The organism is Olsenella uli (genome assembly GCF_901212655.1).
GTDB lineage: Bacteria > Actinomycetota > Coriobacteriia > Coriobacteriales > Atopobiaceae > Parolsenella > Parolsenella uli_A.
On the sequence record NZ_CAAKON010000043.1, the window covers coordinates 14,595 to 38,005 of the forward strand.

Annotated in this window: 17 protein-coding genes; 13 read left to right on the forward strand and 4 right to left on the reverse strand. The window is 65.4% G+C overall.

Annotated features, from left to right (window positions below):
* Window positions 1-658: 658 nt before the first annotated feature.
* Window positions 659-3,646 (reverse strand): insulinase family protein, encoded by a 2,988-nt coding sequence (locus EFAMC2_RS08140; RefSeq protein ID WP_154028451.1) that lies wholly within the window; start codon window positions 3,644-3,646, stop codon window positions 659-661.
* A 58-nt stretch (window positions 3,647-3,704) separates the two neighbouring features.
* Between EFAMC2_RS08140 and EFAMC2_RS08145 the strand changes: the two genes are divergently transcribed.
* The gene (locus EFAMC2_RS08145) at window positions 3,705-4,655 is read left to right on the forward strand and encodes a DMT family transporter (protein ID WP_261980201.1); all 951 of its coding nucleotides are present in this window, start codon (window positions 3,705-3,707) and stop codon (window positions 4,653-4,655) included.
* A gap of 147 nt (window positions 4,656-4,802) precedes the next feature.
* Here EFAMC2_RS08145 and EFAMC2_RS08150 read toward each other — a convergent pair whose 3' ends face one another.
* Together EFAMC2_RS08150 and EFAMC2_RS08155 are read right to left on the reverse strand one after the other, a co-directional pair.
* Window positions 4,803-5,855 (reverse strand): coiled-coil domain-containing protein, encoded by a 1,053-nt coding sequence (locus EFAMC2_RS08150; protein ID WP_154028455.1) that lies wholly within the window; start codon window positions 5,853-5,855, stop codon window positions 4,803-4,805.
* Between the two features lie 490 nt (window positions 5,856-6,345).
* Entirely contained in the window at window positions 6,346-6,795 is a 450-nt protein-coding gene (locus EFAMC2_RS08155; RefSeq protein WP_154028457.1) for a universal stress protein, read from the reverse strand.
* A gap of 736 nt (window positions 6,796-7,531) precedes the next feature.
* On the opposite strand from EFAMC2_RS08155, the gene EFAMC2_RS08160 reads away from it, so the two are divergent.
* On the forward strand, window positions 7,532-8,473 hold the full coding sequence (locus EFAMC2_RS08160) for an undecaprenyl-diphosphate phosphatase (RefSeq protein ID WP_154028459.1): 942 nt from the start codon (window positions 7,532-7,534) through the stop codon (window positions 8,471-8,473).
* A 430-nt stretch (window positions 8,474-8,903) separates the two neighbouring features.
* Here the strand turns inward: EFAMC2_RS08160 and EFAMC2_RS08165 are convergent, their stop codons facing one another.
* Window positions 8,904-9,923, reverse strand: a complete 1,020-nt coding sequence (locus EFAMC2_RS08165; protein WP_187325244.1) for a C-terminal binding protein — start codon at window positions 9,921-9,923, stop codon at window positions 8,904-8,906.
* Between the two features lie 423 nt (window positions 9,924-10,346).
* On the opposite strand from EFAMC2_RS08165, the gene EFAMC2_RS08170 reads away from it, so the two are divergent.
* From EFAMC2_RS08170 to EFAMC2_RS08225, 11 genes are all read left to right on the forward strand, one after another.
* A complete protein-coding gene (locus EFAMC2_RS08170) occupies window positions 10,347-11,168 on the forward strand; it encodes a Cof-type HAD-IIB family hydrolase (RefSeq protein WP_187325245.1) in 822 nt (273 codons plus the stop codon).
* Between the two features lie 464 nt (window positions 11,169-11,632).
* Window positions 11,633-12,064 (forward strand): PTS sugar transporter subunit IIA, encoded by a 432-nt coding sequence (locus EFAMC2_RS08175; RefSeq protein WP_154028466.1) that lies wholly within the window; start codon window positions 11,633-11,635, stop codon window positions 12,062-12,064.
* A gap of 202 nt (window positions 12,065-12,266) precedes the next feature.
* Window positions 12,267-12,755 (forward strand): PTS system mannose/fructose/N-acetylgalactosamine-transporter subunit IIB, encoded by a 489-nt coding sequence (locus EFAMC2_RS08180; protein WP_154028468.1) that lies wholly within the window; start codon window positions 12,267-12,269, stop codon window positions 12,753-12,755.
* A 78-nt stretch (window positions 12,756-12,833) separates the two neighbouring features.
* Window positions 12,834-13,685 (forward strand): PTS mannose/fructose/sorbose/N-acetylgalactosamine transporter subunit IIC, encoded by an 852-nt coding sequence (locus EFAMC2_RS08185; RefSeq protein ID WP_154028470.1) that lies wholly within the window; start codon window positions 12,834-12,836, stop codon window positions 13,683-13,685.
* The gene (locus tag EFAMC2_RS08190; protein WP_154028472.1) at window positions 13,685-14,521 is read left to right on the forward strand and encodes a PTS system mannose/fructose/sorbose family transporter subunit IID; all 837 of its coding nucleotides are present in this window, start codon (window positions 13,685-13,687) and stop codon (window positions 14,519-14,521) included. The genes EFAMC2_RS08185 and EFAMC2_RS08190 overlap by 1 nt, the downstream gene beginning before the upstream one ends.
* Window positions 14,522-14,837: 316 nt before the next feature.
* The gene (locus tag EFAMC2_RS08195; RefSeq protein WP_154028474.1) at window positions 14,838-15,323 is read left to right on the forward strand and encodes a hypothetical protein; all 486 of its coding nucleotides are present in this window, start codon (window positions 14,838-14,840) and stop codon (window positions 15,321-15,323) included.
* 2 nt (window positions 15,324-15,325) lie between these two features.
* On the forward strand, window positions 15,326-15,910 hold the full coding sequence (locus EFAMC2_RS10460) for a MarR family winged helix-turn-helix transcriptional regulator (protein WP_154028476.1): 585 nt from the start codon (window positions 15,326-15,328) through the stop codon (window positions 15,908-15,910).
* A gap of 236 nt (window positions 15,911-16,146) precedes the next feature.
* On the forward strand, window positions 16,147-16,602 hold the full coding sequence (locus tag EFAMC2_RS08205; RefSeq protein WP_154028478.1) for a MarR family winged helix-turn-helix transcriptional regulator: 456 nt from the start codon (window positions 16,147-16,149) through the stop codon (window positions 16,600-16,602).
* A gap of 324 nt (window positions 16,603-16,926) precedes the next feature.
* Entirely contained in the window at window positions 16,927-18,576 is a 1,650-nt protein-coding gene (locus EFAMC2_RS08210; RefSeq protein ID WP_154028480.1) for an alpha/beta hydrolase, read from the forward strand.
* A gap of 794 nt (window positions 18,577-19,370) precedes the next feature.
* Window positions 19,371-22,454 carry an ATP-dependent helicase gene (locus EFAMC2_RS08215; protein ID WP_261980205.1) on the forward strand — a complete coding sequence of 1,028 codons (3,084 nt, stop codon included), beginning with the start codon at window positions 19,371-19,373 and terminating at the stop codon, window positions 22,452-22,454.
* A 105-nt stretch (window positions 22,455-22,559) separates the two neighbouring features.
* Window positions 22,560-23,360 carry a mechanosensitive ion channel family protein gene (locus EFAMC2_RS08225; protein WP_154028482.1) on the forward strand — a complete coding sequence of 267 codons (801 nt, stop codon included), beginning with the start codon at window positions 22,560-22,562 and terminating at the stop codon, window positions 23,358-23,360.
* The last annotated feature ends 51 nt before the right edge of the window (window positions 23,361-23,411 follow it).

Genomic DNA, 23,411 nt, shown 5'->3' on the forward strand with positions numbered 1-23,411 from the left:
GGCTCGCCTGTGGGTGATGGGTGTGGCCTGCCATCGAGGCCCGCCGCGAGGTGCGAGGTGCGGGTTGGAAGGCCGCCGCTAAGCGGGGGCACAGGTTCGACGTAGACCAGACTACCCCTTTTAGAGTCTGGTTTACATAATCCAGAGATCATTTGATCCGAGCGTCTTCAATCAGGCGCTCTTGATAGGTGCCCGCCGTCTGGTTGTGCTGATTTAGGCCTCCATACGCGCAACTTCTGCATTGAAGGGGTGGGGTCTCCGAGGTGAAGGGAGTTGCGTTGGTCCGAGTGAAAGGGGCTGGATTGGGCGTATGGGCCGACTCAGGCCGCTCGGCGATGAGCCTTGTTTGAAAATGAACCGTTTTGGGCCTCCGTGCCCGGGCACTGGTTTATTGAGAAAAACCACAGGCGTTCTACCTGCGGGTTTAGAGGCTCGTTTTTAAGGCGTTGACAAATGCCGGATCGAGACCTTGGCAAAACTGTTCATTTTCAAACAAGAGTGTCCTCAGGAGAGGAAAAACAACTTGCCTAGGCCTCCCCGATGCCGTTGCGGGCGCTTGCCGGCAGCAAAAAACGCTGACGCATCTTTGGGCTCTTGCAGGCAATGTAAGAACGGAAAAGTGCCCGGACGGCCATGAGGCCGTCCGGGCACTGCAGGCTTAATCCGAGAACAGCTCAACAACCTCGAGGTTCAGGTCCTTGCTGGCGCCCTCGATCTGCGGGCGTCCGCCAAAGACGCAGATGGCGCGGTCGTCGTGCAGTGAGGCGAGCGGGGTGGCAAGTTCATGCAACTGCCCCAGCGTCGTGCCAAGCATCTGCGCGCGAAGCTCCTCGCGCCAGGTGGCCTTGCGGCCAGACAGTCGCGTCGCGTCAAGGCGACGCCCCAGGGCGCGCGGCTTTACAGGTGCGTCCATGCCGCCCACGCACGCGATGATAAAGCCATCGAGCTCCTCCTGCGTGGGCTGCCAGGCCTCAAGCCACTTCGCGGCGTCCTCGTAGCGGCGCACCGTGGGGTCAACCGCCGGGTCGCGGTAGGAGTAGAACTGCAGCAGCGCGTCCATCGTGCAGCGGAACCCGCAGCCATAGGCGCCGCCCAGCACGCGCACCTCGTTCCACAGGTAGTCGAACGAGAGCGCCTGCGACGCCACGCGCCAAACGCCGCTCGCACGCACGCCGTGCGGCAGGCCGGCCATGCCCTCGCCCACGTAGCAGACGTTGGCGGGCACGATAAACGCCTCGTTGCACACGTGCGGCTGGGGCACGATGAGCGCGGCCGCGCCGCTCGCGCAACCCGCGTCCGCCGCGCCATCCCCGGTCATCGCGCTGCCAAGCCGCAGGTTGCCGGCTGCCTTCCAGAACGCCTCCGCGTCCTCCGCGGGGCCGGTGAGGCTCACCTCGCAGCCCTCGGCCACGAAGACGCGGCTTGCGAGCTCGGCAAGCTTGGCCACGAGTGCATCGGCCTTCTCGTCGAAGCCGTCCAAGAGGCCGCGCAGGAAGCGGTAGAAGTCCACGCCGCCCAGCTGCTCGCTCGTCTCGGACGATGCCAGGAAGTACGACCCCACGCGCGAGAGAGCCGCCGCGTGACCGGAGTCCACGAAGGCCTGCTCCATACCGAGCTTCCGCTGCTCGAGGATGTCGCGGATGCGCTTCGTGTCCGCAAACGAGGTCTCGCTCCAGATCTCTGCCGGAAGCGTCGCGAGCCAATCCACGTTCTCGGAGAGCGCGCTCGCACCCACCACGAGCTTCGGCCGCGAGCTCGCTGGGTCATCGTCGTCGCTGTAGACCTCGGTGAAGAACGAGAGGTTGCCGAGCTTGGACTCACAGACCGTGTCCAGCTCGTAGGCGCTGCGGCCCGCGGCGTCCAGCTTGCCCAAAAGGCCGCAGAGCACGCTCACGTACGGCAGCTCGTCCCAGGCAACGCGCCCCAGGTCGAAGTACCAGTACGCATAGGTGATGTGGCGCGTGTCGATGTCGTGGTGGAAGCACGGCACGGGGGTGCCGACGCACTGCTCGGTCTTGGGGTCCGCCGGCCCCTCCCCAATGTCGGAGAGCGAGAGATGCGGCAGCGTCGCGAGGGCCTCCTCGGAGTCCGGCGCCACCTGCTCCTCGTGGAGCGCTTTGGCCTCGGCAACCACCTCGTCGGCGCGAGCGTCGTCCATGGCGGCACGAGCCGCGGCCAGGCGCACGGCCTCGTCGTTGGCGCCGGCCTCGTCGGTGGGAACCACCTCCACGCAGCAGGCGTAGTCGCATCGGCACACGGCCTCGTCCAGCAGGCGCTCGAAGTAGCCGTCCTCAAGCTCGGCGCGCATGCGAGCCAGCTCGTTCTCGTAATGCAGGTAGCTCGTGGCGGCATCGTCGTCATACAGCCAGCCGCTCATAGCCTGGATGGCCAGGCCCACGCCGTCCGGGTAGCCCCAATCGTCCTCGCGTAGGTTGAACTCCGCCTGGGCGAGCGACGCCTCGAGGTTCTCCTTGCCAAGCCCCTCGGTGACAAGCGTGGCGCACGTGGCCTCGACGAGTGCGCGGAACTCCTCAGCCACGCCCGGCTTGGCGCCCTTGAGCTCAAAGATGAGCATCGGCTGCAGCAGACCGTCGTAGAGAAAGCCCGTGACGTCGCGGCCCAGACCGCTCTCCAGCACGGCGCGCTTGAGCGGCGCCTCGTTGGAGCCCACGAGCGCGTCGACGAGGATGTCGGCCGCAAGCACGCGCTCGCGCTGCGCCGCCGTGGCAAACACGTAGGCCGCGCCCACGCAGGCGTTGTCGGGCGTGGTGGCCATCGGCAGCTGGAGCAGCGCCGGAGAGACGGGCCTGTGCAGGGGCAGCGGGTTGGGCGCACCGGCGCCGCGGTCCGCAGCACCCAGGAAGCGCTCGTTCAGGAAGGCGAGCTTCTCCTCGATGTCCAGGTTTCCGTAGAGCGTGGTGTAGGAGTTGGAGAGCTGGTAGTGGCGCGCGTGGGTGTCCAGGAACTCCTCGTAGGTGAGGTCGGGGATGTTCTTGGGGTCGCCGCCCGAGACCCAGCCGTAGGGCGTGTCCGGGAACAGCGAGCTCGCGATGCCGTTGAGCAGCAGCTCCTCGGGGTTGGAGAAGGCACCCTTCATCTCGTTGAATACCACGCCGTTGTAGGTGAGCGGGCAGTCGGGGAGGGCGTGGCCCGCGTCGTCGCCCTTCAGCTCGTAGTGCCAGCCCTCCTGCTCAAAGATGCGCGGGCGCTTGTAGATGGCCGGGTGCAGCACGGCATCCAGGTAGATGTCCATGAGGTTCTCGAGGTCGCGGTCGTTGGTGGACGCCACGGGGTACATGGTCTTGTCCGAGAAGGTCATGGCGTTGAGGAACGTCTGCATGGAGCTCTTGAGCAGGTGGACGAACGGCTCCTTCACTGGGAACCGGTCCGAGCCACAGAGCACCGAGTGCTCCAGGATGTGGAAGACACCGGTGCTGTTGGCGGGCGGCGTCTTGAAGGTGATGGCGAAGGCCTTGTTGTCGTCTGCCGTCGCGAGCCACATGGCGCGGGCGCCGGTGGCGGCGTGGCGCAGCACGTAGGCGCAGCCCGAGATCTCGGGCAGGGCCTCGGCCTTTTCGACGGTGAAACCGTGGTGCGTGCTGCCTACCGATAGGGTTGGGTCAAGGGTGGAAAAGTCGCGGGACATGGTGCTACCTTTCAGTGGTTTTGTTTGGTAAGAGACTCTAGCACGCGGGGACATGTCCATGGCTAACTCACGTAGGTCTGGTCGGGGAGCTGAGGGCGGGTCCGCAGCCGGCGCCGGACGAAGCAAGACGCTGCGCGGCGTGGTCCTCACGCTTTTGGGTGGCACGTGTTGGGGCTTCTCGGGAACCTGCGCGAAGTTCCTCATGGACAGCTACGGCGTAGACCCGGTGTGGCTCGTCTGCGTGCGACAGCTCGTGGCGTCGGTGCTGTTCTTGGCCCTGGCGGCGGCGCTTCCCAAGGACCGCGAGCGGCTCGTCGAGCTTGGGCGCACACGCGCCGGCGGCGTTGCGGGCGTGGTGGTGCTCGTGCTCACGGCACTCTGCATGATGGCGAACTCCGTGAGCTATGTGCTCACGATCAACCTCACCAACTCCGCCACGGCCACGGTGCTGCAGGCGCTCGGACTCGTGCTGCTGATGGCCTTTGCCTGCATCCGCTCACGTCGCGCGCCGCACCGGCGCGAGGTCATTGGCGTGGTGCTCGCGCTTGCAGGCACGTTTCTGCTGGCCACGGGCGGCGACCCTACCAGGCTCTCGATGCCGTTGGCGGGCCTGCTCTGGGGCATCTTCTGCGGCGTGTCCTGCGCGCTCTATACGGCGGTGCCCGAAGGTGCGCTGCGAAAGTGGGGGAGTCCCGTGGTGAACGGCGTTGCCATGCTCGTCTCGGGCCTCATCCTTGCCGCGGCTATTCGCCCGTGGGAGCGCGTGCCGGCCTTTGGCGCGGTGGGGCTCGCGTGGCTCGCCATCATCATCTTCGTAGGCACGTTCCTCGCGTTTGCCCTCTACATGCAGGGCGTCAAGGACCTGGGGCCGCTTCGCGCGAGCATGCTGGGCACGTCGGAGCCCATCTCGGCCACGGTTTTCTCCGTGCTGTGGCTGGGCACGATGTTCACGCCCGCGGACTTCATCGGCTTCGCGCTCATCATCGTGATGGTGTACCTCACGGCGTAGGCCGAGGTGGCGGGGCATGCGCGATAGGTTCGTGCGGTAAAGGCTCGAGCGCGCTTGGACGAGCTGAGCGTCGCTCGGACGTCCAAATAAAAAAGCGGTCCCGCAGCGCGTGGCTGCGGGACCGCTTGGGCTCGTGTGTTGTGCGGCTTACAGGAAGCGATACTGTACCGCGCGGACGCCCCAAGCCCCGGGGGAGGAGAAGCCAAAGGCCTTCCACACGCCGCCGGCAAGGTCCAGCGCGCGACCGTAAGGGGCAAAGCCGCCCACGTCCGTGACGCGCGCCGTCACGGTCTTGCCGTTGTAGCGAATCTGCACGGAGCGGCCAAGTAGGTAGCGCTGGCTGATGGGCACGGCCACGGTCACGGAGTCGTCCGTGAGGATCTCACCGGAGGCGGTGGCGTTGCCGCCCGTGTTGTCGGCCACGGAGTAGGCGGAGGCCTTGCCAATCATCCACTCGCCGTCTGTGTCTACCTCAGAGCCGTCAGTGGCGCCGGGGTTGGTACTCGGCGTGCTGGGAGACTCGCTCGAGCCGGTGTTGGTCGAGGTCTCGGTGCCCGGGGCGTTGGCTTTGGTCGTGGCGGCGTCCTGCGTGGCGGCCGCCTCGCTCTGGGCCTGTGCCGCGGCCTCCGCGTCCGCCTTGGCCTTTGCGTCGGCCTCGGCCTGGGCCTTTGCGTCGGCCTCCTCGGCGGCCTTCTGCGCGGCAATCTGGGCGTTCATCTCGTCAACGGCTGCCTGCGCGTCGTTCATGGCCTGCTCGGCGGCCTGCTGCTGGCTCGTGGCCTCGTCCTTGGCGGCCTGCATGGTCTGCTGGGCGCCAAGGAGCCGGTTCTGCAGGTCGGTGAGCTGCTGCGTCTGGTCAACGTTGTCGCGCTGCACCGCGTCGATGTACTGGTAGGTGGTGAGGAAGTCCGAGAAGCTGTCGGACGAGAGGAGCAGGGTCACGAGACCCGGGGTGTCCTGCTGCATCTTGTACATGGAGCGCATGGCCACGCCGGCCTTTTCGCGCGCGCCGGGCAGCTGGGACTCAACGTCGGCAATCTGCTGCTGGGCCTCGTCGATCTTGGCCTGCAGTTGGTCGACGTTCTGGGTGGCGTCGTTGTAGGCGGCCGTTGCCTGGTCCGCCTTGGCCTGGAGCTCGTCGAGGGTCTCGGCCTGGGCCGGGGCCGCAACGAAGAGGGAAGCGCAGCAGAGGGCGGACATGAGTCCTGCCTTGATTGCGAGGTGCCTGGTGGTCCGTGCGCTGCGCTGTGCCAATGCCGCTCCTGGTGCTCGTTCGTAGGATCGCGCCCGCTCCGACCCCATCTTTCTGGCGAAACCGCAGGTACTTCGGCTTCGTGCGCAAGCCCGTCTCGCTTGGCCTGCACTGCTTGGCCCGGCTTGGGGCCGCGTTGGACGCCCACGGTTCAGACGCCGCAACAAGTGGGGGGCCGCGGTGAATCCTGCCCCTTGTGTGCGCCTGGAATGACCATTTGCACGTAGTCACGTCTCTCTATTCTAACTATCGAATGGGAGCTTCACAGATTCCCCAGCTACGAGGCAGTGCGGGCGTAACGGAAGGGGCGACCTTCCCGTGGGATGGTCGCCCCTGTCATGCCATATGTAGGTGCTTCGCGTTGCTTGGCCGCCTTACCTTGTGGCCAAACGTGGGCCGGCGGTTTGATGCTCGCCTCTACCGCTGGGCCCGGCTGAGCTACTTCACAACCAGGATGTCGCAGTCCGTGTTGCGGAGTAGGAAGGTTGAGATGGAGCCCAGCAGTGCGTACTTGATGCTGGAGAGTCCGCGCGCGCCGCAGAGCACGATGTCCGGCTTGATGACGTCGAGCATCTCGTCTTTCAGGGTCTCGCGGATGCGGCCCGTCTTGACCTGGACCTCAATCTTGGGGATGCGGTCCTCGGCCTCTGCGGTTGCCACGAGGTCTGCGATGGAGCCGCGGAAGGCCTTCTCCATGCCAGGGATGAGGTCGACGGGGTAGGTGCCCGCCGTCTCGAGGACCGTCGAGTCGATGACGTGGCCGATGTAGAGCTCGGCGCCGTTGTTGGCTGCGACGATGATCGCGCGCTCAAGCACCTTGTCCTGCTGTTCCGTGCCGTCCAGGGAGACGAAGACCTTCTTGTAGCGAACCTCGTTGAGCTGTGCCATGAGTGCTCCTTCCCTCGCGGGCCAAAGGCTTTGGATATGTGGTGGGGCTCCGGTCGCCCCACGACGGTGGCCGATGAGGCTCGCCGCCGCGTGCCGGCATCGCCGGCTTCTTATCCGCTGTATACCCCGGTGCGGGCCGGGCGCATCCCGTCGTGACGGAAGGGCAAAATCGTTCGGTGAGCGGTTGGCGGTAGGGCTGGGCAGGATGCCGTTGTGACGGAGGGGCCCAATTGCTTGGCGTGTGGCGGCAGGTGCGAGGAAGGCGCCTAAGCTCGCCATGCCGTTGTCCAGTCGCCGGACATGCGGAGGCGGGACTTGGAGGATGCCGGAGCGCCCGGATTTGCGCGTGCGCCGATCTGCCTGTTGGTGGGCTGCGCCAGCCCGGGCTGGCAGTTAGCCGCATGCCGTAGGCCTATGTCACCGGGGCATTACGCCGGCGGGCTCTATAACGCGTGATTAACGTCTTGTGGTTGCTCTGCGAAGCCGCGCCGCCGGTGCCTTCCGCGCGGCATAATGATGCGCGCAAAAGTGATGCCCGGGGCTTCGCCCGGCTTTGGCAATTGATGGGGTGGACGCTGGCCCTCAAAGCGCCGGCCGATGCGGCGCTTTGCCCTGAGCGCGGCAGGCAAAGCGTCCCGGCGGGCCGCTTCGAAGCCCTGCTCCGGCAAAACGCACCAACGCCCTGTCTCGACAGATGGCTCCAAAAGAACGCCCCGACCCCAAACGAAAGGTTTCTATGAATATCCTCGACCTGCTCAAATCCGCGTTCCTCGGCCTGGTCGAGGGCATTACGGAGTGGCTCCCCATCTCGTCTACGGGCCACATGATCTTGGTGGACGAGTTCATCAAGATGGACGTGCCCGACGAGTTCTGGAACATGTTCCTCGTGGTGATTCAGCTTGGCGCGATCCTCTCGGTGTGCGTGCTCTATTTCCACGATCTCAACCCCTTCTCGCTCAGCAAGGGCAAGGACGGCCGGCGCGCCACGTGGAGCCTCTGGGGCAAGATCATCCTCGGCTGCATCCCGGCCGCGGTGATTGGCCTGCCGCTCAATGACTTCATGGATGAGCACTTCTATAACTCGTATGTGGTGGCTGCGGCGCTAATCGTCTACGGCATCGCCTTCATTCTCATCGAGAACTGGCGTGCCAAGCGCCGCGCCAAGCAGGCAGCGGCTCCCGCGAAGATTCACGGGGCTCACTTTGCCAAGTCCGTGGCCCAGGACGCTGCGGCTGATGACACGGACTTTGGCGCCATCTCCAGCATCGACGACATCTCGTGGAAGACGGCCCTTGGGATTGGTTGCTTTCAGGTGCTGTCGCTGGTGCCGGGCACGTCGCGCTCGGGCTCCACGATTATCGGTGGCCTTCTGCTGGGCACGACGCGTTCCGTTGCCGCCAAGTTCACGTTCTACCTGGCGATTCCCGTCATGTTTGGCGCGAGCCTGCTGAAGGTCGTGAAGTTCCTGCTGGGCGGTGCCGCGATGGGTGCCAACGAGTGGGGCATCATGATTGTGGGCCTGGTGGTTGCGTTTGTGGTGTCGCTGCTGGCGATTCGCTGGCTTACGGGCTTTGTGCGTCGGCACGACTTCAAGGTCTTCGGTTGGTACCGCATCATCCTGGGCGTGCTGGTACTTGCGTACTTCCTCGCGATTGGCCCGGCGCTGGGTCTGATGTGAGACAGGCCATCGGGGTCGGCACGGAATCTGGCCTGAGATGGGCAGCTGAGCTGCCATTGTGTCGGTCGGATTAACGCGTAAGTGGTGGCTGTAGGAGAGGTGGCGCCCAAGGGGCGCCGCCTCTCTTCGATCTGGGTGCAGTTTGGATATCGGCTGGGAGGTCATGCGAGTCGGCTGGCCCGTTTGGGGTTTGACGACTCGACTCAAGCGGGCGGGCTGCAACATCGGTGTGTGCGACTGCGAGTTACTTCGCTCTGGGCTGCAGGTGGTCGCCTTTCTTGCGACGATAGGGCCTAATCCTTGTTAGGACGGGGCCAAACCCCCGCGGCAACATGAGTCGAATCCTTGCAACGACGGAAATCTCGTCCCCGCGGGGACGGGGCCGAATACCTGCGGAAACGTGGCCAATTCTTCGTGATGAACCACGCCTCTATTCCGGGCTCACGCAGTTCGTGGGGCGTCGGCCCTCAACAAGTAACTCACAGACGGCCTCGAGGCTCATCTGTCGCAGGGCGTCCGCGGCCTCGATTGAGTCGTAGGCGGAGTGCGGAGTCACGATGCAGCGCGGATGGCGGATGAGCTTCTCGTTGCGGCCGCTCGCCTCGTGCGCCAGGGTGTCGAGACCGGCGGCGCAAATCCCCGTCTTGCCGCCGCTTGTGATTCCCTCGTTCAACGCCGCGACCAGGGCCTTCTCGTCCACGACCTCACCGCGAGCGGTGTTCACGAGCACGGCACCGGGTTTCATAAGTGCCAGCTCGCGCGCACCGATAAGACCGCGCGTCTCGTCTATGAGCGGGCAATGGAGACTGACGACGTCCGATGCTCGCAACAAGTCCTCAAGGGTTTCGGCCTTCTCGCAGCCGGCGGCAGCCAGCTCCTCGGCGCTCTTCGTGGGCGCCCACACGAGCACACGCATGCCCAGGGCTTGGGCCACGGGCGCAACCTCGCGGGCGATTCGGCCAAAGAATACGAGGCCAAGTGTCTGTCCGCAGGGCCTGTGCACGGGGTACCCAGCCTTTGGGTCCCAGCCGCCGGCGAGTACGTCGCGGTTTGAGAGCGTCACCTTGCGCATGAGGTCCAGCATGAGCGCGATGGTGTGCGCGGCGACCTCCTTGGCGCAGTAGCCCGGGCAGTTGCTCACGAGCACGCCGCGCTGGGCGAGCCCCGCCACATCCATGTGGTTGAGGCCGATGGACATGCTCGCGACGAGCTTCACGCCGGCGTTGGCGAAGCTGTCCACCGTGTCCTTGATGACGGGCATGAACTCGCCGACAACGGCCTCGCAGCCGTTCAGCTGCTCGGGCGTTGGGGTCTTGAACGGCTCATGTGCTGCGTCGAGGAGCTCGATGGCCTCGGCGCACCCCAGCTGGGCGAGGATTTCGTTGGCGCGCGAGGTGTCGCCGTCGAGCGTGTAGTAGAGAACGCGATGGGGTGTGCTTGCCTGGGGCATGGGGCTCCTTGTGTGGATGGGTCGGTGTGGTGGCCAGTGCGATTTGGCTGGTAGCGGGGTGCCGAAGGGCTGTCTTTTGCGGCGATTATAGGGCGCTGGGATGCGGGAGCGCTGGGCGGGCGCATGGCGCCGTTGATCGAATACGGTAGTTGCCGGTGTCAAATACCGTGTATGGTGGGGCTGGAAAGCGGGGAGTTGTCGCTGGGGCTGCCGGGGTTGCTGCCTTGGAGAGGCCGCGGCTTGGCGCGTCGCGTGCGGCGGAGCGTCCAGACTCGGCGCGCGGTCGTCGGCTCGTGGCCACGCCTGCCTGCTTTGGCCTGGCTTCTGCGCCTGTTGGCTCGCACGCCCGGCTCTCGCACTCGGTGAAGCGGCGCGCGTCGGTCTGCCTGTGCCCGGCGTATGCCTTGGAAGAGGGGAGATCCCATGGAGTGCAGACCCTTGAAGAATGGCGCCCGCATCGTGTTCACCGATGTTGACGGCACCTTGCTCGATGCTGAACATCGGCCCATTCCTGCGTCGGCCTCCGCCATTGCGCGGCTTGGGGAGCGCGGCATTCCGTTTGTGCTCGTGAGCGCCCGTATGCCGGAGGCCCTGACGCCCATCCAGCGCACGCTTCGGTTCTCGGGCCCGCTCGTGTGCTACAGCGGGGCGTACGCCACCGACGAGCGTGGCGTTGAGCTGCTGAGTAGGCCCATGCCCATCGAACTCGCGCTCAAGGCAAGTCGAATAGTGGCGGAGCGGGCATCGGATGTGTGCTGCATGGCATACGGCTACCACAGATGGGTGGTTGATGACCGCTTGGACCCGCGCGTGGCCAACGAGGAGCGCATCGTGGGGCGTCAGAGCGAGGAAGGCACCCTCGAGGATGTGTTTGGCGAGGTCGGTGGTCTGCACAAGCTGCTGCTTGTGGGCGAGGCCGGGCGCATGGGGGCGTTGCGGGCCGAGCTTGCCGCGGCGTTGCCCGAGCTTACGGTGGTGCTCTCGTCGCCGATTCTTTGCGAAGTCATGGCTGGCGGTGTGAGCAAGGCCGAGGGCGTCCGGGTGGTGTGCGAGCACTACGGTCTGGAGCCGTCGCAGGCCATGGCTTTTGGCGACGGTCACAACGATGTGGACATGCTTGCGGCGGTGCCGGAGAGTTATGCCATGGCCAATGGGGAGGCCGCGGTGCGGGCGGCCGCGACGCATGTTACGCGGCTCACCAATGATGAGAACGGCTTGGCGACAGAGCTGGAGCGCCTGCTGTAGGCCGCGCTGATGGGTGCCTGCCCGGGCGCCTGCTGCGGAAAGCGCAGACGAGCGGAATGGTATGGCGGGTGCTGGGCCGAATGGGCCGTTGGGCTTTCAGGAAACTTGCAAAAGGGTCTGTCCCCGGTTGCAAGTGGAAAATACCGGCGTATAACAGGCATTATGTTAGAACGGTACAATGGCCTGCACTTGCACCTGCGGTTATATCGGCTTATGCAGGCCGCTGTGCCGCCCTCACTCTTGTGGCCGCAGAAGGTAGTTGCTGCCGTCAACTACCGCTTGCCGACAAATAGTTGCCACTGACAGCAAATAGTTTTGTATCGAAATAGTTGACGCCAATAATCAAATCGAAACGTGAGGCCGACCCCGGGGCCATCGGGGCGGCGGCGCGATGGCCTGTGCGTCGCGACGTGTGACGCACGCAGGGGTGCGTTGGCACTGCCAGCGCACGGAAAGGAGGGCCCATGAGATATCTGCTCCTAGTAAGCCACGGTACCTTCGCGCCCGGCCTGCACAGCGTCCTCAAGATGCTGTCCGGCGACAGGGATGACGTTCTGAGCTGCAGCCTCGAGGATGGTATGGGTGCAGATCAGTATGTCGAGAACCTCAAGAAGGTCATCGAGCCGATTGATCCGGAGGACGAGGTCCTCGTGCTTGGCGACATCATCGGCGGCTCGCCGCTCACCAACGCCCTCAAGACGCTGTCCGACAAGGGCATGATTGCGCGCACCTCCGCCTTTGGCGGCATGAACTTGCCGATGGCACTCACTGCGGTGCTTCAGCTCCAGACGGACGACCTGCCCGCCCTCAAGCAGTCCATGGTCAGCGAGGCCCGAGAGGCCACGAAGGAGCTCGAGCTCGAGACCCCGTCGGCTGACGACGAGGACGACATCTAGGCGAGATCAGGGCTAGTCCCAAGGCGCGCGGCAAAGGTCAAGGCCCAGACGGGAAGCCGCTAGCAACCGCGATAGGCCACCAGCGGCCGCGGTAGGCCGCCAGCAACGGCGAGGAGCCGCCAGCAACCGCGGAAAACCGCCAGCAACCAGCAAAACGCCCGCACATGACCGGCGGGCACAACGTCCCCAACAGGAGGCACGCATGATTTCCTTCATACGCATCGACGACCGCATGATTCATGGCCAGACCGTGACCCGCTGGTCCCTCGAGTACCCGTGCGACGGCCTCATCGCCGTCAACGACGCCGCCGCGTCCGACCCGATCCTCAAGCAGGCCTACAAGAGCGCGTCCGACAAGAAGACCTTCGTCTGGACCCTCGATCACTTCAAGGACGTTCAACAGAGGGTCCTCGACTCCAAGGACCGCTACTTTCTGATCACCAAGAACCCGCAGGACATGAAGAAGATTCTGGTGGACATGGGCTTCAAGCCGGGCATGGACCGCGTCATCGTGGGTCCCTGCAACGACCGCCCCAACGCCACCAAGCTGGGCAACAACCAGTCCATTACGCAGGAGGAGGCCCAGGCTCTCGAGGACATCGCGAACGCCGGCTATACGGTCGAGTTCGCCCTCCTGAAGGAGAAGTCCATCGGCGAGTGGCCCAAGTTCCGCGGCCAGTTCGGCTTCTAGGTACGGCTTTACCTCGGGCCCCAATGGGGCGCTGTTGGGCCCGAGTTGTCCTACAAACCACTTTGGAAGGTGGAAGGTATGGGAATTAACGCGTTCCAGGCAGCCATTTTCGGGCTGTGCGCCTGCCTGTCATCTATGCCGGGCATGGGCGGCACGACCATCGGTAACTACACCCTTGGCCGCCCTCTAGTCGCCGGCCTCATTGTAGGCCTCGTCATGGGCGACATCCGCACCGGCATCCTCATCGGCGCTGCCATTCAGCTCGTCTATATCGCGCTGGTGACCCCGGGCGGAACCGTCTCCGCAGACGTCCGTGCCGTGTCCTACATCGGCATCCCGCTGTCCGTCCTGGCCGTTCAGGCCCAGGGCCTCGACCCTGCGTCTGCTGAGGCCGCCGGCCTCGCCGCCTCCCTCGGCGCCGCCGTGGGCACGCTCGGCACCGTTCTGTTCTACGGCACCGCCACGGTGAACCTGATCTGGCAGGGCATGGGCTGGAAGTGGCTCGAGAAGGGTGACCTGAAGAAGCTCTACCTCGTTGACATGGGTCTGCCTTGGATTGGCCATATCCTCTGCTCCTTCATCCCCACGTTTGTCATCACCATGGGTGGCGCTTCCATGGTGGACCTGATGAAGACCTACCTGCCGATGGACGGCGTTGCGATGAAGACCCTGTTCACCGTTGGCTCGCTGCTCCCCACCGTCGGTATCGCCATTCTTCTGAAGCAGGTCATCTCCAAGCCCACTGACTTCCTGACCTTCTTCTTTGGCTTTATCCTCGCTGCCGTCATGGGCGTCAACCTGATTGCCGCTGCTCTCATCGGCGGTTTCTTCGCGGTGATCAACTACAAGCTCGAGTCCATCAAGATCGATATCCAGAACGGCGCCGCCGCTCTCGCCTCGGGTGACGATGAGGAAGAGGAGGACATCTAATGGCTGAGACCACTGGCAAGAAGAAGCTATCCAAGAAGGCGCTCAACCGTTCGTTCTGGAACTGGGCCTACGGCAACCTGACCTGCTTCTCCCAGGAGCACATGCAGACGTTCGGCTACCTGTGCGCCATGCTCCCTCTGGTCGAGGAGCTCTATGACAAGCCCGAGGACCAGAAGAACGCCCTCATGACCTACAGCGCGTTCTTCAACACCGAGCCGCAGGTTGGCACGATGGTCGTTGGCATCACCGCCGGCCTCGAGGAGGCCCGCGCCAATGGCGAGGCCGTCACCGACGAGGCCATCAACGGCATCCGCGCCGGCCTCATGGGCCCGCTCGCCGGCCTGGGCGACTCGCTCGTCGTCGGCACGCTGATCCCCATCCTGCTTGGCATCGCCCTTGGCCTCTCCACGGACGGCAGCCCGCTTGGCGCCATCTTCTACATCGTGGTGTGGAACGCGCTCATGTTCCTTGGCATGCGCCTCGCCTACAACCAGGGCTATGAGCTCGGCGGCAAGGCTGTCGAGGCCCTCGTTGGCCCCAAGGCCACGGCCCTTCGCGACTCCATCGTCATGGTGGGTACCATGGTCATCGGCGCCGTCGCCGCTACGTGGGTGAGCATCACGGTCTCCGCGGACCTCGTGCTTCCTGGCGGCACCGTGTTCCAGGACACGCTCGACGGCATCTTCCCCAAGCTGCTGCCCTGCCTGTTCACGCTGCTGTGCTGGTGGCTCATGACCAAGAAGAAGCTCACCCCGGTCGTCACGATGCTCATCCTCGTTGTCATTGCCTTCGTGGGCGTTCTGATTGGTGTCTTCAACCCCGGCCTGTCCTACTAGGTACCGGTCAACGCGGTCGCCCGACGGCTGCCGGATGAGCCGGCAGCCAGGCAAAGCGTTCGTCTGATTGCGCGGGCGCGGGCCTCTGAGGTTCCGCGTCCGCGCGTTTTTCCCAAGCGAGCGGTTGGCGGAATCGTTTGCCCCGTGGGCTAGGCCACCGCGTACGATAGCGATTGCGCGCGATTGGCCGTCCTGCCGGCCCATCTCGAGGTATCGGGGCCGCGATGGCCGGGGGCGTGCCCGTGCATGGCGGGCCGATTCCTCGGTCGAGGTTGCTCGCGGTGGTGCAGTCCGCAGCTACGGAAAGGAAGCCGTTATGGCGCTTGATACATCCAAGTGGGGGCGCGAGGACCTTATCCGCGAGGCCAGGCTCCAGACTGAGGCCATCCAGCGGCTCGACGTGGTGCTTCGCCTCGGGTACTCCATGGTTGCCATCGGCTTTTTGCTCGCGTGGTGGGGCATGAAGGGCGCCGGACCCGCGTGGGCTGGCCCGGTGGGCGTGGTCCTGCTGGTTCTGGGCGCCATCCTGTCCGCGATCCTCAAGCTGGGGACGATGCGCGCCCGCGCCAACGTGAGCAGCATTTTGGCCGCGGCTCATGTGGAGTTGGACGAGAACGGCGTGCCCAAGCGTGTGGGCGAGGGCGCGGGCGAGGAAGGAGCCGGAGCTGCGTCCTCGTCTGAGTCTGGTGCGTCCGTGGGGGCGGTAGGGATTGGCGAGCCCAAGGCCGCGGTCGAGTCTGGAGACCCTGCGGACGCGTCCCCGGCTGGCGCCGCGCGCACCGGTTGTCGAAGGCGTGGGTAGCCATGGACTACGAGGATGCGGCCAAGAAGCTCGTCACCTATTCCAGGGCCTTTGCCAAGGGAAGGTTCAGCACGGCATATGGTCTCTCGGTGGGCGAGATGCCGGTGCTGGAGTATCTTGCCGAACGCGAAGAGGGCGCCATCCCCTCCAGGCTCGCGAAGGGGCTGGGTTATACCCGCCCCCGCATGACACGAATCTTGGACTCGCTGGCGGCGAAGGGGTTCGTCGAGCGTGAGGCAGACACCAAGGACCGCCGCCGCGTCATCGTGCGCATCACGGATTCCGGCAGGGACCATACGGAAAGCAAACGCTCCCATGGGGTTGGGGAGCTTGCGCGAAACCTCTCTGAGCTGGGCGAGCACGACGTGTCCGAGCTCGTTCGCGTGCTGGAGCGGGCGTATGCGATCACGTACAACGACAATCTGAACTCGGAGGACGTTGCGACTTCTCGCGAGCGGAGTAGCACTTCCGACGGAGGTGCCGATTCAGAGCGGGATGCTGTCTCCGAGTGGGATGCCGCCCAAGGACGTGATGTCGATTCGGATGATCGCGAGACGGGGGCGTCGAGTCCAGTTCCGCTCGGCTGATTTCGCGCGGCGGCGCAATGATTCGATAGGGCGCTCTGCATAGGTCGCTTGGGGGCACAAGGATTCGGTAGGGCGCCTCGCAAAACATGTCGGGCAAGCATTATTTTGATGCGCTTGTAGATAAAGGTTTGTTTTAATCAATATAGTCACACGTCACACTTTTGCCGGTCAAATCGGTATATTTGCGAACCACTGACTATCAACCGCTTGCGATATCGACGAAGGTGAACCTGGGAATGGACTACGAGGTCGCGGCCAATAAGCTTCTGGTGTACTCGCGCGCCCTCGCAAAAGGCTCCCTTAGCACGGCGTATGGTCTTTCCATGGGTGAGGCTCCCGTGCTCGACCTTCTCTCCCGCATGCCGGATGGCATGAGCCCGTCCTATCTGGCGAGTCGCCTCGGCTACACACGCTCCCGCATGACGCGCATTTTGGACTCACTCTCTGCCAAGGGCTACGTCAGGCGCGCGGCCGACTCGCATGACCGCCGCCGTGTTACTGCCTTTGCAACCGAGAAGGGCCGGAAGTTCTCTCGCGAGCAGCGTGCCGAAGGCGTGAACGACCTCGCGGCCAGACTCACGACGTTGGGGGAGCACGACACGAAGGAGCTGCTCCGCGTGCTCGAGAAGGCGTACAGCATCACGTATGATCGCGACCGCATCGTCGAGGACGAGGAGCCGGGGCGGGATTAGCGTCTGCGAATCTCTTGCGAGGCGCGGGTGCGCTGCAGCGCGCTTTACGGCTGGCTGGCGATGCATGTCAGTTGACCGCGAAGCGTGCCGGTTGGTTTGGCGATGGTTCCGGTTGGTTGCAGTGTGCGTGACGCTTGCTGTGACGTGCGTGTCGCTCGGCCGCGGCGGCGTGTCGCGCGATGGCCTGGCGCGTGGGTTCAGTCCGCGGCGGGTCAGCCCTGTAAGACGCCCCGCTACGCTTGCCTAATTCCAGTCACCGGCTGCCGTGGGTGGGCAAACTCGCCGGTATACTAGTTGAACTTGTATATCGAGACGGGAGCCCCCATGGCGAACGATAACCTAGACGAAACGCTGGACGAGACGGCGGACGCGTTGACGGGCGAGGCGATTGACGAGGCCCTCGACCATGCCGAGCTCTCGGATGAGGCCGTGGACGCGACAGAGGTCGTGGACGCCGAGGCGGAGGCTGCGGAGGATGTGGCTGAGGACGTTGCTGCCGAGGAGCTTGTCGCGGAGGCCGATGACGCCGAGGCCGTCGAGGGCGGCGAAGGGGTCGAAGCCGTAGAGGCGGTAGAGCTCGACGGCGAGGCTCCGACTGAGTTTGTTGCCGAGGCAGAGGATGAGGACGGCGCTGACCCGTCGTCCGAGGTTGACGCCGAGACGGCGGCTGAGGCCGAATCCGAGACTCCGGCCAAGGCCGACGTCGATTCTCCGGTAGGCGAGGAGCCGGCTCAGGGGGAATCTGGCGCCGAGGAGGCGGCCGTGCCCTGGGTGCTGGGACCGCTGCTTGGTACCCTGCCCGTCACGGTTGACCTCGAGGGCAAAATCACCGAAGCCCCGGGCTGGGGCAAGCTCCTCTCCTTTGTGGCGTACGTGGCCGTGATGCTCGGCCTGGGCATTGCTGCCATCGTGGCCGGCTACCTCGGCATTGGCATCATGTTCATCTTCTTTGCGATGGTGCCGAGCGCGGCTGTGATCGCGGTTTCCCGCATGCGCCTGCCCGAGCTGCTCGGCAGCAAGCGGGCAAGCGGGGACGCGGAGGACGAGGGCTCGCGGGGTACCGCGGGCTCCCTTGGCACGTGGCTCGACGGTGGTCCGGGCCAGCTCCGCGCTTGGGGGCCGACGCTCATCCCGGATGAGGTTGCGGCTCTCGACGCCAATCGCGCCAAGGAGGCCAAGGCTGCGCGCGAGTGGTTGTCTGGTGCCGGCGAGTTCGAGACCGTGGAGGCGTCGTCCGACGACGGCACGAAGCTCGTTGGCCACGTGCTTGTCTGCAATCCCAAGTCCACGCGTTGGGTGGTGCTCGCCCATGGATACAACGGCGGTTGGCGCGACGGGCTCATCCACGCGCGCCGCTATGCGGAGCGGGGCTTCAACCTGCTGCTGATTGACATGCGTGCCTACGGGGAGAGTGGCGGCGCGTGGGTCGGCCTTGGCTGGCTCGACCGTCGCGACCTCGTGGCGTGGGCCTCGTGGGTTGTTGGCCGCGCGGGGAGCCGCGCGCGTATCGCCCTCCACGGCACGGGCATGGGCGCGGCGGCAGCGCTGATGGCATCTGCCGAGGGTGACCTTCCGGCGCAGGTCAAGGCCGTGGTGGCCGACTCCGCGTACACGGACGTGTGGAACGTGGCCACGAAGCTCATGGGCCAGGACAAGAAGTCGTCCGCGCACCCGCTCATTGACCTCATGCGCTTTGAGCTTAAGGGGAGCAAGGGCGGCTATGACGTGTCACTCGCCAATCCCGAGTCGGCAGTGGCTGCCGCGCGCGTTCCCGTGCTTCTCATCCAGGGAGACCAGGACACCGTGGTGCCCCCGAACATGGCAAAGCGCCTGGACGAGGCTTGCGGCGGAGCTGCCTCGGGCGACGGGCACATGCTCACGATGGTCGAGGGCGCCGGCCATGGGCAGGCTGCCCTGGCAGACCCCGTTGGCTACTACTGGCACCTCTTCATGTTCGAGGATCGCTACCTGTAGGTGCCGTTCGGGCTGCCAGCGCTTGTCGTTTGGGCTGTCGCTGGTGGTCGCTTGGGTTGCCGCCCATTCCGTTCGGGCTGCCATCTATGACGGCCGGGCCCCATGCCGGTAGCCTTCGCCGTGCCTGTCCGGGAATACGGCCGATTGCGTGGCCCTCTTGCCCCCCGCGTCCTCTTCTGTCCAGAGATTCGGTTGGTTGCGTGGCCCTCTGGCCCCGGCGCTTCCGCCTGTCCAGGAATCCGGCCGATTGCGAAGTCGGGGCAGCTCCCACTAGCACTTTGTCCAGGAATCCGGGCGATTGCGATTTGGCATTTATTGCCCGTAAACTTAGCAGGCTCAATACGGCTTTCGTTTAGTGTAGAATTGCCGCGCAGCTGTTTTTCGGGAGCCCAATTTCCGAATTCTGTCCATAAATACGGGCGATTGCGCGATTTGAAAGTGGCGAGGAGCGGCCCTGGGGCGAGTTCGCTCTCGAGTCCTGGTCTGCTTGGAGGCGCGCCAGTGCCCGGGCAACGCAACCGGCCGCATTCGTGGACAAACTGGCTCTCTGGGCTGCCTTTCAACTTGGCGGAGTTCTCCCGCGTCCCCGTGGCGGGGCCCTCCCGCCGTGAACCCGTGGCGGGAGCCTTCCAGCCGTGAACCCGTGGCGGGGGCCTTCCCGCCGTGAACCTGCGGCGGGGCATCCGTGGCGCTCCCAAGGCGGAATCGGTGTGGTGGGTTGGGCAGGCGAGGAGAGATGTCCGGAATGCCGGGTAGACTAGGGGGCCGTTGACGAGAGCGAGTTGGGAGTTGCGATGACGACAGGACCGAGGAAGAGGACCGCCGCAGACCTTACGCTGCCGAGCTTCATGCAGGAGGTCCCTGCGTCTGCCGCGTGCGCTCCTCGCACCGCCGCTTCGGGTGCCCCTGCATCGGCGCCTGCTGCGCGCGCCGCTGCCCCAGCGCCCTCGTATGCCACCCCCGCCTCGCCCGTTGCCGCGCAGCCTGCGCCCGCGCCGCGGCCGTTCCGCCCGCGCTATCAGCTGCCGCAGGCCAGCATCGACCTCTCCGGCCTCAACCCCGCACAGCGCGAGGCGGCCGAGTGCACCCATGGCCCGCTGCTCGTCCTCGCGGGCGCCGGCTCCGGCAAGACGCGCGTGCTCACATATCGCATCGCCCACATGATCGCCGACGAGAGCGTCCGCCCCTGGCAGATCCTCGCCATCACGTTCACCAACAAGGCCGCGGCCGAGATGCGCGAACGCCTGGACTCGCTGCTGCCCGGCGGCACGCGCGGCATGTGGGTCTGCACCTTCCACGCCATGTGTGTGCGCATCCTGCGCGAGGACGCCGAGGCCCTGGGCTTCAAATCCAACTTCACAATCTATGACGATGACGACTCCAAGCGCCTCGTGAAGCAGATCATGAGCGACCTGGACATCGAGCCCAAGAGCTTCCCCATCAACGGTATCCGCTCGCGCATCTCCAGCGCCAAGAATGCCCTGGTGCTGCCCGACGAGTTTGAGGGAATGGCCAATACGCCGCAGCTCCAGGCCACCGCTCGCGTCTACCACGAGCTCCAGCGCCGCCTCGAGCGCGCCAACGCTATGGACTTCGATGACCTGCTCATCAACGCGCACAAGCTGCTCAAGAACCACCCGGACGTGCTGGCCAAGTACCAGGACCGCTTCATCCAGATCAGCGTGGACGAGTACCAGGACACCAACCACGTCCAGTACGAGATCACCAACATGCTGGCCTCGCGCACGCGCAACCTCATGGTCGTGGGCGACGACGACCAGTCCATCTACTCGTGGCGAGGTGCGGACATCCAGAACATCCTCGACTTTGAGAAGGACTATCCGGACGCCCGCGTGGTCAAGCTCGAGGAGAACTACCGTTCCACGGGCCACATCCTGAACGCGGCCAACGCCGTGGTGGCCAACAACAGCCACCGCAAGGAGAAGCGCCTGTTCACCTCGCGCGGCGACGGCGAGCTGGTGCAGGCCTACCAGGCGAGCGACGAGCGTGCCGAGGGCAGCTGGATCGGCGGCGAGATCGAGAAGCTCCACGAGGCCGGTACCAGCTATGACGACATGGCCGTCTTCTACCGAATGAACTCGCAGAGCCGCATCCTCGAAGACATGCTGCTGCGCGCTGGCGTGCCGTACAAGATCGTGGGCGGCACGCGCTTCTTCGACCGCGCCGAGATTCGCGATGTCATGGCCTACCTCAAGCTCGTGGTGAACCCGTCGGACGACGTGAGCGCCCAGCGCGTGGTGAACACACCGCGTCGCGGCATCGGCTCCACGAGCGTGGCCAAGATCCAGAGCTACGCGCTGCAGAGCGGCATGCCGTTCATGGCGGCATGCCAGGCGTGCGTGGCCGAGGAGGGCCTGCTCACGGCCAAGGTCCGCAACGCCCTGGGCCAGTTCACGAGCATCATCGAGCGGGTGAGGGCCAAGAGCGGCGAGCTTGCGCGCGTGGTGGAGTCCATTATCGAGGACACCGGTCTCATCGCGGCGCTTGAGGCCGAGCACACCGTGGAGGCGGATGGTCGCGTCGACAACATCCGCGAGTTCCTGAGCGTGGCGGCCGACTTTGACGAGACGCATGACGACGTGGCCGAGACGCTCGAGAGCCTGGCCCAGCTGCGCGAGGCCGGCATGCTGGACGCGGCGCCGGGTGACGAGCCCGCCCCCGTGCCGCCGGCGCAGCCCGTGGACGAGGGCATCACCGTGGCGGCCGAGAAGCTCCCGGCCTTCATGGAGTGGCTCGCCCTGCGCAGCGACCTGGACTCGCTGGCCGGCTCTACTAGCGCGGTGACGATGATGACCGTGCACTCGGCCAAGGGCCTGGAGTTCCCGGTGGTGTTCGTGGCCGGCATGGAGGAGGGAATCTTCCCGCACGTGCATCCCGGCGAGGAGGACCCGGGCAGTCTGGAGGAGGAGCGCCGCCTGGCCTACGTGGCCATCACGCGCGCCGAGCGCAGGCTCTACCTCACGTACGCCGCCACGCGCCGCACGTACGGCTCCACCGTTGCCAACCCGATGAGCCGCTTCCTGAGCGAGATTCCGGAGAGCGACATCAAGTTTGCCGGGGCCGGCTCCGACGGCTTTGCCGGTGTGGGCTGGGAGAAGCGCGGTGACCGTCGCGGCACCTTTGGCAGCGGCACGCAGGTGTATGGCGGCGCGGTCTACGGCTCGGCCACGAGGTCTGCGGGAGGCTCGGCACAGGCGCGCTTTGGCGGCTCGGGCTATGGCTCGGGCTATGGCTCGGGCGCTGTCGGCGGTAGGCGTGGGGCGTTTGACGACTACGACTTCAACCAGGACGTGGCCTATCCGTCTGCGGATGAGGCGGCCGGCTCGCGTGGAGGCGCCGGAGCGCGTGGCATGGAGGTTGGCGGTGCCGGGCGTGGCGGCTCCCGCTACGGCTCGGGCGGCGGCCTGAGCTTTGCCGCGGCCGAGGAGCGCGGCCTTGTAGGTGGCGGCGTGCCGTCTGGTGCGGGCGTGCCGCTGGGTGGTCGCGGGCGCGGTGGCGTGGCTGGCGGTTCCCGAACGTTCGGCTCGGGTGCCGTGGGCGGACGCGGCGGTTCCGGCTTTGGCGTGGCGACGGGTCGCTGCGCCGGCTCCACGTTTGCGGGCGGTGCCGGGCGCGGCACCTCGCGCGGCATGGCGCCCGACGACCCGTTTGGCTCCAATCCCGAGCGCGGCATCAGGCGCGACGCCGCCAAGGCCGCGGAGGGCTTTGCCAAGGGCGACCACATCTCGCACAAGACGTTTGGTCCCGGCGTGGTGCTCAGCGCCAGCGGCGACATGATCGAGGTCAAGTTCACCCGTACCGGCAAGGTCAAGAAGCTCATGAAGGGCTTCGCGCCCATCGTGAAGGTCGAGCAGTAGCGGCGGCATGCGATTGAGGGCGCGCGGATTGGGACGGGCCTTTCCATGCCGCGAGGCGGTGTGCAAAAGGGCCTGTCCCCTATGACGCATTTTGGGAGGTAGCGAATGGACGACGTCAAGAGCTCGGTCGAGCAGGTGACAAGCCAGCCCATCATCTTTAACCTCACGGCGAGCGATTTGCTGAGCCGTGCCATCGTGCTGGCGGTTGCCATCGTGGCGGCGGCGCTGGTGGCCCACTTCCTGAGCAAGCTGCTGCGGCGCCTGCTCGACGCGAGCGAGGTGCCCAGCGCGAGCATCTTCGTGAACCTCGGTCGCGCGCTGGTGTGGGCGTTTGCCCTGCTTGCGGTGCTGCAGCCAGTGTTTGGCATTCAGCCCACCGCCTTCGTTACCGCCTTGGGCGTCACCTCCCTGGTCATCTCCTTTGGCATGCAGGACACCGTGTCCAATGTGGTGGCGGGCCTGGGCCTCATGGCCGGCAAGGTGGTGCAGCCTGGCGACGCCGTTGAGATTTCCGGCTTCTCCGGCACCGTGGTGGACGTCAATTGGCGGAGCACCACGGTGCGCGACCGCCTGGGCAACGAGCAGGTCATCCCCAACTCGGTGCTCAACAAGACGGCCCTCGAGCGCCTGAGCTCGGGCTCGGCCACGCTGTGCGAGATGGACGTGGCGGTTTCGCTCGATGCAGACCTTGATGCCGTGACGGCCGAGATTCGCGCCGCGACGGACGAGGCGCTTGCGGGCAAGCTTGCCGAGGGCCAGGCTACGGGCGTCTGCTTTCTCGGCTCCGATGCCTATGGCATCTCCTGTGCCATCTACCTGCACATCATTGACGAGATTACCTGCGCCGCCGCACGCGATGCCCTCATGCGCAAACTTGCCGGCAAACCCTGGCTCGCTCGCGCGTAAGCCACCCGATGAGTCAGCCTACCGTGAGTCAGCCTGCCGTCTACTTTGACT

What these genes read in the sequence shown, in the direction of transcription:
- EFAMC2_RS08140 (WP_154028451.1), bottom strand. Translation starts at nt 3,646, where the DNA reads ATGTCCCGCGACTTTTCCACCCTTGACCCAACCCTATCGGTAGGCAGC.
- EFAMC2_RS08145 (WP_261980201.1), top strand. Translation starts at nt 3,705, where the DNA reads ATGGCTAACTCACGTAGGTCTGGTCGGGGAGCTGAGGGCGGGTCCGCA.
- EFAMC2_RS08150 (WP_154028455.1), bottom strand. Translation starts at nt 5,855, where the DNA reads ATGTCCGCCCTCTGCTGCGCTTCCCTCTTCGTTGCGGCCCCGGCCCAG.
- EFAMC2_RS08155 (WP_154028457.1), bottom strand. Translation starts at nt 6,795, where the DNA reads ATGGCACAGCTCAACGAGGTTCGCTACAAGAAGGTCTTCGTCTCCCTG.
- EFAMC2_RS08160 (WP_154028459.1), top strand. Translation starts at nt 7,532, where the DNA reads ATGAATATCCTCGACCTGCTCAAATCCGCGTTCCTCGGCCTGGTCGAG.
- EFAMC2_RS08165 (WP_187325244.1), bottom strand. Translation starts at nt 9,923, where the DNA reads ATGCCCCAGGCAAGCACACCCCATCGCGTTCTCTACTACACGCTCGAC.
- EFAMC2_RS08170 (WP_187325245.1), top strand. Translation starts at nt 10,347, where the DNA reads ATGGAGTGCAGACCCTTGAAGAATGGCGCCCGCATCGTGTTCACCGAT.
- EFAMC2_RS08175 (WP_154028466.1), top strand. Translation starts at nt 11,633, where the DNA reads ATGAGATATCTGCTCCTAGTAAGCCACGGTACCTTCGCGCCCGGCCTG.
- EFAMC2_RS08180 (WP_154028468.1), top strand. Translation starts at nt 12,267, where the DNA reads ATGATTTCCTTCATACGCATCGACGACCGCATGATTCATGGCCAGACC.
- EFAMC2_RS08185 (WP_154028470.1), top strand. Translation starts at nt 12,834, where the DNA reads ATGGGAATTAACGCGTTCCAGGCAGCCATTTTCGGGCTGTGCGCCTGC.
- EFAMC2_RS08190 (WP_154028472.1), top strand. Translation starts at nt 13,685, where the DNA reads ATGGCTGAGACCACTGGCAAGAAGAAGCTATCCAAGAAGGCGCTCAAC.
- EFAMC2_RS08195 (WP_154028474.1), top strand. Translation starts at nt 14,838, where the DNA reads ATGGCGCTTGATACATCCAAGTGGGGGCGCGAGGACCTTATCCGCGAG.
- EFAMC2_RS10460 (WP_154028476.1), top strand. Translation starts at nt 15,326, where the DNA reads ATGGACTACGAGGATGCGGCCAAGAAGCTCGTCACCTATTCCAGGGCC.
- EFAMC2_RS08205 (WP_154028478.1), top strand. Translation starts at nt 16,147, where the DNA reads ATGGACTACGAGGTCGCGGCCAATAAGCTTCTGGTGTACTCGCGCGCC.
- EFAMC2_RS08210 (WP_154028480.1), top strand. Translation starts at nt 16,927, where the DNA reads ATGGCGAACGATAACCTAGACGAAACGCTGGACGAGACGGCGGACGCG.
- EFAMC2_RS08215 (WP_261980205.1), top strand. Translation starts at nt 19,371, where the DNA reads ATGACGACAGGACCGAGGAAGAGGACCGCCGCAGACCTTACGCTGCCG.
- EFAMC2_RS08225 (WP_154028482.1), top strand. Translation starts at nt 22,560, where the DNA reads ATGGACGACGTCAAGAGCTCGGTCGAGCAGGTGACAAGCCAGCCCATC.